Genomic DNA, 13,864 nt, shown 5'->3' with positions numbered 1-13,864 from the left:
TATATTGATTTTCTCTATCTATTATAACACAAAAATCTCGCTGAGTTTAGCTGCTGCCAAATTTTCTGCATTCTTTTTTACACCAGTCCAGCCACTGAATCTGATAATCCGACTGAGACAAAATCCTATTCTGCAAATCAGCTATTGAAAAGATTCCCATTTTCTCACAGGCTTGGACACAGTATCTGTAAAAATCCCAGTTGAGCTCGTCTCCATCAAAATAGACTGGAATATCCGAAAGCCCAGCACGATAGGCCTCAAAAGCTCTGCTATGTCCATCGGTAAAGAAAATCTTACCATCCAAGCGTTTTATGGGTAAGGGAGACATCTCCCCAGCTTCAAAATCAATACTAATCTTGTCCAGCTTATCCTGTGAAAGATAAAACTGACTAGGCTGAATCTTCGTAAGAGGTAAACTTAAATCCAAAGCGTAGGCCCATCCTTTCTCCTTAGGAACTGTTTGATAAAAACCAATCGCCTCAAACATTCGGCGTGAAGCTTGATTAAAATCAAAAATCTCTTGGACAGCCAGCTGATGATAACCTAGCAAACGCCCACGCTCAACCAAGGCAGAAATGACTTTCCTTCCAATCCCCTGCCCCCGATAAGCCACATTGCCTATCACAATAGGCAAATCTTCCTGCCAAAAAGTCACATCACCAATTGGCAACCAACGCTCCTGCTCCCATACCTCGATAAAATACACTTCGCCCCGTGCCGCCAAATACTCATACATCCTTTGAATCCGCTCCAGTGAGTATGGATTTCTATTACCATCAATCAAATAAATCACATCTGGATCCTGATACCAATCAAAAGCTAACTCAAACTGACCATCATAAGCCCGTAAACGCAGGCCATTATCAACCATTATCGACTCTTCTTGTCTGACATTTGGAATAGGCATCTTTTCTCCTTTACAACTGAAAAACGATAGTATAAAAACTCCACTTGAGCTAGTGCAAACTGGCATCAAATGAAGTTTTTGAAAATGAGATTAAAGCAAACCCACACTGAACTGGATTTTCACATGATTATCTTGAAGACTGACCTTGTCAATACTGAACTGCGACTGAGGCAAAGAGAAGATGAAATGATCCCCTTCGATTGCAATAGAGTTATTATTGGCCGCCAGATGCTGTTTGAGAATAGCAGTCACCAGAGATTTAGGGATGGGAAACTTCCCCAACTTAGCACTAGTAATATCAAAATGCAGAGCATTATTTATAAAAACCACATCCAAGTCCAAATCCACCTTACTATCCACAAAGGCCAATTTAAGAGGATACTGGACTCTGAGTTTGTCTCCATTGATACTGTAAACAGCCTCCAGCAACTCCTTATTCTGATCGCCTGACAAGGAAGTTTTTAAAAGCTGATTAACCTGAGCAGTATTGAGAGATACTTCTGTACTGATGCCCTGAGCTGTAACATTAGCATTGCTCAAAGCCGGCTCAATAATACTGGTCCAAGAAGCGCTTCCTTCAATATTTTTTAATTGTTCCTTTGAGTTGACTGATGATGGTACTAAAAAAATGACCGCTGCCAGAAAGAGCAATATAGCAAACCCAAACAGTTTTCTAACTAGTTTAAACATAGTATTTTCCTTTACATTTCAATATCCATTCTATCAACAGATATCAGTATTTATCTTATTTTACACTATTTTCAGGTGTTTTTCTGTAACAAAACCATTAAGAAAATGACAGTAGGATAAAAATATAAGTAATCTGAAAAATCAGCCGTTTTTCAAATAGCAAAAAAGAGAAGACCGAGATGTCTTCTCTTTTTCCAGAATCATTTCTATAAAATTCTATTTATTTTTTTCGACGTGGTCAGCCAGTTCTTCCTGTGCTTTCTTATTTGAAGCAGCCGTTTCTTCTTCCCATTTTTTCTTAGCAGCTTCGTATTCCTTCACAGTCACAACATCAGACTGCAGTTTAGTCAACTTGAAGTTAAATCCTGAAGCACCCTTAGCCCCTACAAGAGAGTAAGCCTTACTAAACGGCACTGACTTCGTCACACGCGGAGTTGCACCTTGAGAAACTGTCGGCATAATCAAACCGCTATCAATGAGCCAAGCTTCAGCTTCTGCATATTTTTCATAACGAGCTTGTACATTTGTAGTTTCTGCATTTGCTTCTTCAAGCATGCTGGTATATGTATCTAAACCAAGTGCTTTAACTTTTTCATTATTCACGTCTTGTCCAGGTTCAAAACCAAAGTTTTGCAGACTTCCTCCGTTTTTAATATTCAGAGTATCCAAATAAGTAGATGGATCTTGATAATCCGCAGTCCAACCACCACCAGAAAGGTCATAATCTTTTTGAGCAGCAGTATTTGCAAAGTAAGTAATATTATTAATATCATCAGTACTCATCTTCTGCAGATCAATGACAACATTTTCTGCACCAAGGTTTGATTCGATGGACTGTTTCATTGAACTTGCCCATTGAACTGAAATTGAGCTTGACTGATCAACCGGCATGTCCAAATGAATTGGGAACTCCACTCCTTTAGCTTGGAGAGCAGCTTTTGCTTCTGCAAATTTTGCTTTTGCTTTTTCGGGATTATAGTAAGCATCCTGCGCGTCTGAGAAATCCATATTTTCCCATTGAGTACCGTATTTTACTACTTTTTCTGAGACTACTTCGCCAAATGTTTTATCCCCAATTTGAACAAAAGTAGGCGGAACCAGCAAGTTTCTCAACAGTTTAGTTGCACCAGCTTCACCATTTCCTTGAGCTCCGTATGAGGTACGGTCAAACGCAAAGTTCACCGCTTGACGGAACTCTTTATTCATAATCGCTTCATTAGTAGCAGACTTTTGAGCGTCAGTTGTTTTGGAAGTGTGATTATATGATTGACGGTTGTAGTTAAAGTTAGCATAATAAGAAGTTGAGTCTTGTTCGCTGTAAATAATGTTATCAGCGTATTTCTTCTGAGCAGCAGCAAAACCAGAGCTATTTGGGTACAGACGAGCAGCACTATAAACACCATCATTAAAGTTACGAATGAGAGCTTCCTGGTCCGTTCCATCATAGTAAGTTAGTTTAATATTTTCAATGCTAACTTTATCCTTGTCATAGTAGTTTGGATTTTTAACAAATTCCATCACAGACTTTGAAGTCAATGCTTTCAAAAGGTAGGGACCATTGTAAAGGATACTTGATGGTTTCACAGAACCAAAATTGCTTCCTTCCGATTTAACAAATTCTTCATTTACTGGGAAAAGAATGGTACTAGTCGTCTTAGAATTCCAGTAAGGTTCTTGCCGAGTCAGTGTGTACTGAACAGTGTGGTCATCCAGAGCTTTGACACCAACATTTGCAAAATCTTTATCTTCTCCTCTTACGTAGGCATCCAAGCCTTTGACAGAATCTTGCACTAAGTAAAGAGCTTCTGAATTCTCATCAGCAGCATATTTCAGACCAGCTACAAAGTCTTTTGCTTTCACATCCGCATATTCTTCACCTTCAGAAGTATACCATTTCGCATCTTTTCGTAGCTTATAAGTATAGGTAAGACCGTCTTCAGAAACTGTCCATGACTCTGCCAGAGATGGAATCAAATTCCCGTATTCATCATTTTCTAACAAACCATCGACCAAATTAGTGATCACGTCAGAAGTCGTTGCACGGTTTGCAGTAAGGTAGTTCAAGCTATCAGGATCTGATCCATAAACATAGGTATAAGTTGAAGTACTGGATGTTGAATTCCCACAACCAGACAGTAACAGGCCAGCACTAAGTACGACACCAGTTGTAATAAGCCATTTAGATGCTTTCATTAATAAACCTCCTTTTAATGTTATATTTTATAACATGGATAATTATATCAAAAAAAATATAAAAAGTAAATAGATAGAGGAGGAAAAACAACAAATATGTATGAATTTTCTAAAAATATTAGCCAAAATATAGAAACTTTGACAAACATTTTTTAAAAGAATATAATAAAATAAAGGTAATTAAGTGAGGAAAGATGATGGCCGATTCTAATTATATCACTCGTCTCAAACGTTCTGAAGGACAATTGAGAGGGATTCAAAAGATGATTGAGGAAAATCGAGATTGTTCAGATGTCCTTACGCAGTTACTAGCTGTTCGCTCTAGTGTTGACCGCGTTATTGAGATGGTTATTACAGAACATTTGACAGAGTGTTTGGAAAATCCTTTGGAAAACCCTCTGGATCAAAAGGAGCGTATTGAAAAAGCTATTCGTTTCCTCATCAGCCGAAAATAAGAAGGCAGTATCAAGCGCTCCTCTTGCTTTACTAATAGACAACCAAAATTGTAAATAAAATTATTTTTTTCACATGTACACACTCCCCTTGCCTCATATTTTATAGAAAGAGATTCAAATGGACCCATACTTAGCAGTCAAAGAAAAATTAAAAGAATTGGATATTTCTTTTGAATTAGTTAAACACGAGCCTGTCCTGACGACAGAGCAAGCCGACTCCTTCATAGAGGGCATCGACGGAGTCCGCACCAAAACCATGTTTCTCACCAATAAGAAAAAAACAGCTTATTACTTGCTGATCATGGATGATAAAAAAATGCTGGACATGGATTTATTCAAAGATTTAGTTGGAGCTAATCGTATTAGAATGGCCTCCTCAGACAGTCTTTTCGAAAAAATGAAGTTACCTCCTGGCACCGTCTCTCCTTTTGGCCTTTTAAATAACGAAAGCAAAGATATCGAAGTCTTTTTTGACAAAGAAATCATGGATGAAAAACGCATGTGTTTCCATCCTAATACAAATGAGAAAACACTTTTCTTAGACACTAAGGATATCCTACGCTTCCTAGAAGATATTGGTTACACGCCTCATATCATCGAATTATAAATCTATAACAAAAACGATTCAACTGCAAAATTGAATCGTTTTTTTATGTATCATTTAATCTCTCCTGACCAAGCGTTCATGCCACCCGAAACGTTGGTCACATCAAATCCTTGCATGGCAAGAAACTGGCAAGCTGCTGCTGAGCGTGCCCCTGCTTGACAAATAATATAATATTTATACTGTGGTTCAAGCTTTTTATAGCTCGTTTCCAACTCGCTTAGAGGGAGATTGGCAGCGGTCGGGATATGACCCGCTTGAAATTCATGTCTTTCACGCACATCTACGATTGCCAGTTGTTCAGATTGATACTGCTGCTCTAAGTCAGCTGCTGAGATGGTTTTCATTTTTCTACTCCTTCTGGTTTTACCATTTTGTATAAAGCATAGGCTCCGTCTAGATTTTTCACTGAAAATCCTGCTTGTTTTAAGATTCGCTCGGCAATATAGCTGCGCAGACCGCTGTGACAGCTCACGATATATTCTGCTTCCTTATCCAGCTCAGTCAAGCGTTCTCTGAGTTCATTTAGCGGAATATGAACTGTCTTGTCCGCCTTCAGGCGTCCTTGTTTAAACTCATTAAGTGTCCGGACATCTAAAAAGAGTTTCCCGCTTGCCAGCTCATCTTTCAGCTGGTGCCATTGGATATTTTCACTCAAGCCTTCTGCTAGATTCATAGCTGCATAGCCCAGCATATTGACTGGATCCTTGGCTGAGCCAAAAGGTGGTGCATAGGTAAATTCCAGCTCTGGCAAATCAAAAATCGTCAGATTTCCTTTAATAGCCGTCGCCAGAATATCAATCCGCTTATCAACGCCTTTTTTACCCACACCTTGAGCACCATAGATTTTGCCAGTTTTTGGCTCAAAGAGCAATTTCAAGATCAAGTCAGTCGCACCTGGATAGTAGCCTGCATGATCCTTCCCGCTGACATGAATCGCTTGATAAGGCAAGTGATTTTGCTGAAGGAAACGCTCGTTCAGGCCTGTTGAAGCGGCTGTCATCTCAAAGACACGCACAATAGCCGTGCCAATGCTTCCCTTATTCTTCCGCTCCAAGCCAGCAAGCACATCTGCTACCTGACGCCCTTGTCGATTAGCAGGCGAAGCTAGAGCAATCAAAGCATCATCACCAGTAATTTCCTGCTTGACAAGGATGGCGTCTCCGACTGCAAAAATATCTTTCTGACTCGTCTCATAATGTTCATCAATTAAGATTCCCCCACGAAGACCTGTCTCAATGCCGGCTGCCTTAGCCAAGCTATTTTCAGGCTGGACCCCGACAGAGAGAATGGTCACATCTGAAGTCAATTTTTGACCGTCTTCCAAGACGATTACTTTGCCATTTTCTTCGAAGCGAGTCGCTGACTGGGAAGTGATGACTTTCACTCCCTTATCGGCTAATTCCGCTTGGACAAAAGCTGCCATTTCCTCATCAAGTGGTGGCAAGACATGCGGTGCCTTTTCTACGATTGTCACATTCAAGCCACGCTTGCGCAGATTTTCAGCCGTTTCCAGACCGATAAATCCAGCACCGATGACCACAGCCTCTTGAGGCTCTTCATCCAAGGCTAACATGATCTGATCCAAGTCTGGAACATTGCGCAAAGTGAATACATTAGTTGCTTCTGAAAGTCCTTCAATCTCAGGAATAAAAGGCTTCGCCCCCGGTGAAAGAATCAGCTTGTCATACTTCTCTGTGAACTCTGAACCGTCATGAACCACCGTCACCGTGTGCTCTTCAGGAGAAATTTTCACCACCTCATGAAAAGGTCGCACATCCAAGTTAAAGCGCGCCTTGAGACTTTCAGGTGTTTGAACCAAAAGAGAATCTCGCTCAGCAATTTCACCAGAAATATAATAAGGCAGGCCGCAGTTCGCAAAAGATACAAAAGGACCTTTTTCAAAAATTACAATTTCAGCATCTTCCATCAGCCGTCTTAAACGTGTTGCCGCAGACATACCACCTGCAACTCCACCAATGATAACAATTTTCATTGTTTAACCCCTTCTACTTAAATGGTTTTACCTGTCCAAGCGCTCATACCACCGCGGACATTGACAACATCATAGCCCTTTTTCTTCAGATTTTTCGCTGCCATCTTACTCCGCATGCCTGAATGACAGATGACATAAATCGTCTCCTTTTTAGCTGGAGCAAATTGACCAATTTGGCTCAAAGGAACATTCTGGGCCTCTTTGATATGTCCTCTACGAAATTCGGATGGCATCCGTACATCAATTAGTTGGATATTAGACTTCAATCGCTTCTCCAACTCATCCGTTGAAATACTATCTATCTTTGTAAAAAAATGAAACATATTTTTTCTCCTTTATACCCCTATAGGGTATATTAAAACACTAAGAAGAGAAAATGTCAAGGAAACGATTTCAAAACCAAATAAATCAGCAGATATTGCCGATTTATTTTTTAAAATTTAAAATTGGGATTTTTCTTTTATCCGCTTCTTTTTCGAGTCTTGTCTTGATCACCCAGTCGTCAATAGCCTTTAAGCGCTCATATGCTCTACTATTTTTGAAGACTTCATACCATGCAGCGTCTTTACAAATCGTACTATAGTCGATAAAGAAATAAATCAAGTCTAGCTTATACTTTTCCATAAGTTCCATTGCTTCATTTGTTAGTTTTACGTTTTGGAGTTCATTATCAATTTTAACACACAGTTGAAAATACTCTTCATCCGTTAAATTACCAGAAAATTCGGAATATATAAAATGTGTCTCTATGGCTTTAATTTTAGGTAATTTCACAGGCAAAGGCAGATTTTTATCTTGCACTGACAAATAATCTATTTTAGTATAATCCATAAAATAATCTAAAACATAAGAACCCAAATCATAGAAAATAATGTCCCCCTCACCTTTAGGAGATAGTTTCACTCTGTATGAAATCGTATCCAATTCAATAAAGTCTCTTCCTTTATTTCTAGATTTAAATTCTTCTAAAACTGGCAGGAAGATATTGTAGCTTAACTTTTTCTTATTAAATTCTTTATCCAACTCATGATAATATTCTAAAGTAGTTTCAATCAAACGACTATTCATGTCTTTAGTAAGAAAATTATCTTTAAAAAATTGTTCTTGGGTTTCATCATACAACTCATAATATAAATAGTTTGCCGCGTAAAATTCTTGGAAAATATTATGGACAAAATAGTAAGATCGTCCCTCTTTATGTATGATACATAGACGGGTTATCAAATCAGCAAGCAAATCTTCTGCCCTTGTCAAAGATAAGCCTTCGTTATTTAATACCCTATCTAGCAAAGAAAGAATCTCACTTTCTGTAAACTCTGATTTCCCTCCATTATTTTCAAAATAAGTGAGAAAACAGAGATAAGAAATCACCCGCATCATCGTAGACTCAGGTAAGTCGGTTTTAAACTCTCTAGTTAGAGCAACTAATTTTGAATGATCATGTTCTTTATAGAGCAGTCGGTAAGAATCTTTGATAAATGTAGCTTTTTCAGTCGGAAAACTTGCATTTCTTTCAAACATTTGTAGCATCAAAAAAAGCAATATAGGATTTTCTGCAAATGATTGATATTCATCATACAGTCGTTCTTCTAAACTCTTAATAAATCGTTCAAAGACCTCTTCTTTTGAATCTGATATAAACAATGTACTGATGCGCTTTATTAATGCTATTGCTTCCTCTTTACTTAAGCCATTCGTTTGGTAGGGATGAAATAAAGTGGCATTATTTATATGATTAAAAGGTAATTTCCGGCTAGTCACAAGGATTGGATTATTAGAATATTTGGTAGCTAATTCTTCTATCTCCGTCGCGGCTTGTTCCATATTATTTGAAGCTATTTCATCAAAAGCATCCAAAAGAAAAATAAAACGCCCTTTTTTTGCCATATATTCAAAATACTTAAACTCTAAATCAAACCCTAATACTTTAGCTTCTTCATATATAAAATTTAAAAATTCCCTTCTTTTATTCGAATCAAAATTATATTTCCTCAATTCAATATAAATGGGAATTCTTTGATTATTATTACTCGTAGCTTTTTCAATCTCCTTAAGAAAAAAGTACTTCAGCATGGTTGATTTACCAATGCCACCATATCCATAAATCCAAGCATTATTAGATTTTTCTAAAATGTTATCTAAATCAGCAGTATAACATCTCACATCACTTATTTCTGATTTTAAATAAGTGGGCTGGAAAATAGAAAGCAAATCGACATTATTTGTACCGCTTAACACAAACGGAATATTCTTCACTCTCTTAAATGAACCCTCAAAATAGGAGGTAAAACTTTTATTAAATCTAGTTTCAAATTTTTCCCAATTATCTACACCAAAATCCACCAATTCATCTTTTAATTGAATCAACGTATTATTTAACAAAGCTGAAATAGCTAAACCCAGAAATCCCATATTGCCCTCCCTAGAATATCCTTATAACAACTCTATTATACAAAAAAAACATTGCATGTAGCAACAATTTCTTTTAAAATGATTTCACAAAAGGAAACGATTTCAAATTTTTTTAAAAATAAAAATCCCAATCTTGAGACAGGGATTTTTATCAATAATGAATTATTTCGCAATTGGGTAAACTGATACTTGTTTCTTATCGCGACCTTTACGTTCAAAGCGTACTACGCCTTCAACTTTCGCGAACAATGTATCGTCTCCACCGCGGCCAACGTTAACACCTGGGTAGATGTGAGTACCGCGTTGACGGTAAAGGATAGATCCTCCAGTTACAGTTTGTCCATCAGCTGCTTTAGCTCCAAGACGTTTTGCTTGTGAATCACGTCCGTTTGACGTTGAACCTCCACCTTTTTTGTGGGCGAAAAGTTGCAAGTTTGCAAGATTCATTTTTAACATAGTGTTTTTCCTCCGTGTTAGTTTTCTGTGATAACTCTGGTTTGGACGAACTCAGATGAGTCCTCCGATAAGTTTGCCATTCCCAAGAAGAATGATTCAAAGAAAAGTTGAGTCATTTCTCTCTGGTGTGGCGGAATATCTGTCGGTATTTCTACTCGTAAAAATCCGCCTTCTTCTTCGTTTAATTCTAAGATTGGTTCGTAGCCTGCAAATTTTTCAATGGAATTGATGAAATTTATGGCAAGCGTAGAAACCGATGCACACACGACATCAAAGCCGTATTCGCCACTTTCGGCGTGTCCAGTAATTTCCGCACTCCTCAGCTCGCCATCTTCGGCTTTCTCAAAGACTGCCTGTATCATGTGTTCTCCTATAAATTAAGCGTTGATTGCGTTAATGACAACTTTAGTGTATGGTTGACGGTGACCTTGTTTACGGTGGCTACCTTTTTTAGGTTTGTACTTGTAAGTAACAACTTTCTTTTGTTTTCCTTGTTTTTCAACAGTTCCAACTACAGTAGCTCCAGCAACAAGTGGAGTTCCGACAACAGTTTTATCACCACCAACAAGAACAACTTCGTTAAAAGTCACTTCTTGACCAGCTTCAACATCCAATTTTTCAACGTAGATAGCTTGACCAACTTCAACTTTAACTTGTTTTCCGCCAGTTTTAATGATTGCGTATGTGCTCATTATGCACCTCCTATGATTTTTTTGGGATTCCCCGGATTTTGTGAAGACTCGCCTAGCATCGTGGGACGAACCACTTAATACTCACTAAATATGAGCTACGATGTTCGAGCGGTTGCACAGGCTGTGCATAGTCAACATTCTTAGTATAGCACTTATTACCTACTTTGACAAGTAATATATTTGAATAAAAACAACTTTTTCAAATTATTTTCTTACAAACTAAAAAGCCAGGATTACCTGACTTCTTAATCTAAAATTACAATTCGATGTCACCAAAAAGATCAGCCATTGAGAAACCAGTTTGAGTTTCTGGAAGCTCAAAGTCACGTTTTTCTTGACGACGTGGGCGACGTGGACGAGATTGACGTTTTTCTTCTTTTTGTCCTTCTTCTTGAGCTGGACGTTCTTCAAGAGCCTTGATAGAAAGTGATACACGCTCAGCGGCAGCATTTACTTCAAGAACTTTAACAGTCACTTCTTGACCAACTTTAAGCGCATCTTTTGGATTTTCAACACGTTTGTGTGAAATTTGTGAGATATGAACAAGTCCATCAATTCCTGGCAATACTTCAACGAAAGCACCGAAGTCAGTCAAACGTTTTACTGTTCCTTCAATCACATCACCAGCAGCAAGTTTTTGCTCAACGCCATCCCAAGGTCCAGGAGTTGTTGCTTTAAGTGAAAGTGACACACGGCCTTCCTCTTCGTTCAAGTCAAGAACCTTCACTTCGATTTCTTCACCAACTGAAACAACAGATTTTGGTGAAACATTGCGTTCGTGAGAAAGTTCAGTCAAGTGAACCAATCCATCAACACCACCAAGATCAATGAAAGCACCAAAGCTTGTGATACGAGCAACTTTACCAGTCACAACATCACCAACATTGAGCTTGCCAAATACTTCCGCACGAGCTGCAGCTGCAGCTGCTTCTACAACTTCACGACGTGAAAGGATGAAGCGGTTTTCTTTTGGATCTACTTCTTTGATCTTAGCATCAAATTCTTGACCTACAAAACGCTCAGTGTTGCGAACGAAACGAGTATCGAGCATTGAAGCTGGAATAAATCCACGAAGTCCTTCAAACTCAACAGAAAGTCCACCTTTAACAGCACGAGTGCCCTTAACAGTAACAACTTCTTCTTCACGACCAACCAATTTGTCCCATGCTTTGCGAGCTTCTAAACGTTTTTTAGATACTAGGTAAGTTACAGTATCAGTGTCTTTACCTACTACTTGACGAAGAACAAGCAATTCAAGTGTTTCACCTGGTTTTACAAGGTCATTAATGTCTGCATCACGGTCGTTTGTCAACTCACGAAGAGTCAAAACACCCTCAACACCAGTTCCAGCGATTGCAACATTAGCTTGGTTAGCGTCAACAGTCAATACTTCAGCAGTAACGACATCACCTGGCTCAACTTGGCTAACACTGTTTAGCAAATCTTCAAATTCATTCATCTAAAAAAATCCTCCAACAATCAAGTATACTACTTGACATACTTATAATTATTTTCCTAAGCACCCGCAAACGACATTTGATTTATCTTTAACGTTTTCCACCCTATAAAGAAATAAAATATCCAACGATATTTTATCATTTATCTGATCTATTACCTAAGAACTGGGGTAGCTGGATTCGAACCAACGCATGAGGGAGTCAAAGTCCCTTGCCTTACCGCTTGGCTATACCCCAAGATGAGCGCTGACAAAAGTTACTTTATCATCATCACAAGTAACGCTAATGGAGAGAGAGGGATTCGAACCCCCGAACCCGAAGGAGCGGATTTACAGTCCGCCGCGTTTAGCCTCTTCGCTATCTCTCCGCAATCAACGACAATTATTATATCATTGATATCATGAAAATGCAAGCCCTTATTTACCTAAATTGTAGATTTCAATCAAACTTTCCACTGCTTTTTCAAGCTTTTTATAAAAACTTTCAACATTTCCATTTTTTACAACTGCAAATTGGCCATCAAACTCCGCAATCTCACCAATTATCTTTTTTCCAATGGAGAGGGTGTAGCCATCAAATTGATCGGCGCCGACCGTTACCTTGCTATCTGCAATCTGAATCTCAATTTTTTTATCTTTTTTACTCATTCTTCTACCTCTTTCAAGTCTCTATTTTACACGAAAATAGCAAAGCTGGCAAGTGATTTCGTCATTAAAAAGAGCCTCAAAGGGCTCTTGGGTTATTCATCTACTTTGACAATCCAACCTTCTGGAGCTTCCACATCACCAAATTGGATACCAGTCAGCTCATCATAAAGTCTGCGGGTCACTGGGCCGACTTCTGTTTCACTGTAAAAAACATGGAAATCATCACCATGCTGGATGCCTCCGATAGGTGAGATAACAGCCGCTGTTCCACAGGCTCCTGCTTCAACAAATCGATCCAAATCATCAATAGCTACATCACCCTCAATCGGGGTCAGGCCCAGACGATGCTCGGCCAGATAAAGCAGAGAATATTTGGTAATAGAGGGTAGAATGGATGGACTGAGCGGAGTCACAAATTCATTATCCTTAGTAATCCCAAAGAAATTGGCAGAACCGACTTCCTCAATCTTAGTGTGAGTCGCAGGGTCCAAGTAAATGACATCAGAAAAGTTCTTTTCTTTAGCAATTTTTCCTGGCAGAAGACTGGACGCATAATTCCCACCAACCTTAGCCGCACCTGTACCGTGTGGAGCTGCTCGGTCGTATTCATCCTGAATCAAGAAATTAGTTGGCATCAAGCCACCCTTGAAGTAATTGCCAACCGGCATGGCGAAAATGGTGAAAATGTACTCCTCTGCTGGCTTTACTCCGATAATATCACCAACCCCAATCAAGAGCGGACGAATATAAAGGGTACCACCTGTTCCGTATGGCGGAACATATTCTTGATTGGCGCGAACAACCTGCTTGACCGCATCCACAAACATTTCTGTAGGAACTTGTGGCATGAGCAGGCGATCTGACGTGCGTTGCAGGCGCTTAGCATTTTCATCTGGACGGAAAAGCTGGATACTGCCATCCTTAGTGCGATAAGCTTTCAGCCCCTCAAAAGCCTGCTGGCCATAGTGAAGACACGGCGAGGACTCAGAAATATGCAGGGTCGCATCTTCTGTCAGCTGGCCCTTCTCCCACTGACCATTCCGGTAATGAGCGATATAGCGATAGGGTAATTTCATATATGAAAATCCAAGATTTTCCCAGTCAAGATTTACTGTCATAGTCTTTTCCTCTTTTCCTAATCTTTCAATTTATAGATACTCCCTATTTTACACCTTTTTATGAAAACTTCAAGTTTTATTTGCAATATTCTGAAAATTTCTTTTAAAAATGAGGCTGGGACAAAAGTCCTAGCCTCTCAATTGTTTTTGGATTGTCGAGCAAGACGCAGTGGTTGAGTGGGCTCTACTACGCTGATTTCATCAGCTTTTACAGCCCTACTCAACTGTGCGGAGGTG

General features: G+C 39.0%; 15 protein-coding genes, 2 tRNA genes and 1 other annotated feature. Of the genes, 2 read left to right on the top strand and 15 right to left on the bottom strand.

Annotation, left to right across the window (positions count from 1 at the left end; translation table 11 throughout):
• Positions 1-46: 46 nt before the first annotated feature.
• From AC5FEC_RS05095 to AC5FEC_RS05085, 3 genes are all read right to left on the bottom strand, one after another.
• Positions 47-907, bottom strand: a complete 861-nt coding sequence (locus tag AC5FEC_RS05095; protein WP_493661503.1) for a GNAT family N-acetyltransferase — start codon at positions 905-907, stop codon at positions 47-49.
• Positions 908-997: 90 nt separating this feature from the next.
• Entirely contained in the window at positions 998-1,597 is a 600-nt protein-coding gene (locus AC5FEC_RS05090) for a hypothetical protein (RefSeq protein WP_493661502.1), read from the bottom strand.
• Positions 1,598-1,813: 216 nt separating this feature from the next.
• Positions 1,814-3,790: a peptide ABC transporter substrate-binding protein gene (locus AC5FEC_RS05085; protein ID WP_493661501.1), complete on the bottom strand. Its 1,977-nt coding sequence runs from the start codon at positions 3,788-3,790 to the stop codon at positions 1,814-1,816.
• Between the two features lie 197 nt (positions 3,791-3,987).
• Here AC5FEC_RS05085 and AC5FEC_RS05080 point away from each other — a divergent pair, with 197 nt between their 5' ends.
• The gene (locus tag AC5FEC_RS05080; RefSeq protein ID WP_037616256.1) at positions 3,988-4,245 is read left to right on the top strand and encodes a metal-sensitive transcriptional regulator; all 258 of its coding nucleotides are present in this window, start codon (positions 3,988-3,990) and stop codon (positions 4,243-4,245) included.
• A 118-nt stretch (positions 4,246-4,363) separates the two neighbouring features.
• A complete protein-coding gene (locus AC5FEC_RS05075) occupies positions 4,364-4,852 on the top strand; it encodes a prolyl-tRNA synthetase associated domain-containing protein (protein WP_062198444.1) in 489 nt (162 codons plus the stop codon).
• Between the two features lie 50 nt (positions 4,853-4,902).
• Here AC5FEC_RS05075 and AC5FEC_RS05070 read toward each other — a convergent pair whose 3' ends face one another.
• The 12 genes from AC5FEC_RS05070 to AC5FEC_RS05015 form a co-directional block, all read right to left on the bottom strand.
• Positions 4,903-5,196: a rhodanese-like domain-containing protein gene (locus AC5FEC_RS05070; protein WP_062198446.1), complete on the bottom strand. Its 294-nt coding sequence runs from the start codon at positions 5,194-5,196 to the stop codon at positions 4,903-4,905.
• Positions 5,193-6,845: an FAD-dependent oxidoreductase gene (locus AC5FEC_RS05065; protein WP_493661500.1), complete on the bottom strand. Its 1,653-nt coding sequence runs from the start codon at positions 6,843-6,845 to the stop codon at positions 5,193-5,195. Before AC5FEC_RS05065 ends, AC5FEC_RS05070 begins: the two co-directional genes overlap by 4 nt.
• A gap of 17 nt (positions 6,846-6,862) precedes the next feature.
• A complete protein-coding gene (locus AC5FEC_RS05060; protein WP_493661499.1) occupies positions 6,863-7,168 on the bottom strand; it encodes a rhodanese-like domain-containing protein in 306 nt (101 codons plus the stop codon).
• A gap of 103 nt (positions 7,169-7,271) precedes the next feature.
• Positions 7,272-9,257, bottom strand: coding sequence for an NACHT domain-containing protein (locus AC5FEC_RS05055; RefSeq protein WP_493661498.1), 1,986 nt, complete (start codon positions 9,255-9,257; stop codon positions 7,272-7,274).
• A gap of 162 nt (positions 9,258-9,419) precedes the next feature.
• Positions 9,420-9,713, bottom strand: coding sequence for a 50S ribosomal protein L27 (gene rpmA / locus AC5FEC_RS05050; protein ID WP_003032879.1), 294 nt, complete (start codon positions 9,711-9,713; stop codon positions 9,420-9,422).
• 17 nt (positions 9,714-9,730) lie between these two features.
• Positions 9,731-10,075, bottom strand: a complete 345-nt coding sequence (locus AC5FEC_RS05045; protein ID WP_037616265.1) for a ribosomal-processing cysteine protease Prp — start codon at positions 10,073-10,075, stop codon at positions 9,731-9,733.
• Between the two features lie 15 nt (positions 10,076-10,090).
• Complete coding sequence (rplU, locus tag AC5FEC_RS05040) at positions 10,091-10,405, bottom strand: 50S ribosomal protein L21 (RefSeq protein WP_485671170.1); 315 nt, start codon at positions 10,403-10,405, stop codon at positions 10,091-10,093.
• Between the two features lie 34 nt (positions 10,406-10,439).
• Positions 10,440-10,529: a sequence feature (ribosomal protein L21 leader region), on the bottom strand.
• Between the two features lie 132 nt (positions 10,530-10,661).
• Entirely contained in the window at positions 10,662-11,864 is a 1,203-nt protein-coding gene (rpsA, locus tag AC5FEC_RS05035; RefSeq protein ID WP_037616267.1) for a 30S ribosomal protein S1, read from the bottom strand.
• A gap of 163 nt (positions 11,865-12,027) precedes the next feature.
• Positions 12,028-12,099, bottom strand: a tRNA-Gln gene (locus AC5FEC_RS05030).
• Positions 12,100-12,148: 49 nt separating this feature from the next.
• Positions 12,149-12,229 (bottom strand) — tRNA-Tyr (locus tag AC5FEC_RS05025).
• Positions 12,230-12,278: 49 nt separating this feature from the next.
• A complete protein-coding gene (locus AC5FEC_RS05020) occupies positions 12,279-12,509 on the bottom strand; it encodes a DUF2969 domain-containing protein (RefSeq protein WP_037616269.1) in 231 nt (76 codons plus the stop codon).
• 92 nt (positions 12,510-12,601) lie between these two features.
• Positions 12,602-13,657 carry a branched-chain amino acid aminotransferase gene (locus AC5FEC_RS05015; RefSeq protein ID WP_304949353.1) on the bottom strand — a complete coding sequence of 352 codons (1,056 nt, stop codon included), beginning with the start codon at positions 13,655-13,657 and terminating at the stop codon, positions 12,602-12,604.
• Positions 13,658-13,864: the final 207 nt, after the last annotated feature.

Source organism: Streptococcus sp. STC1396 (genome assembly GCF_058933875.1).
Note: the sequence above shows the minus strand (reverse complement) of the source record. Positions and strands in the feature narration are given on the sequence as shown.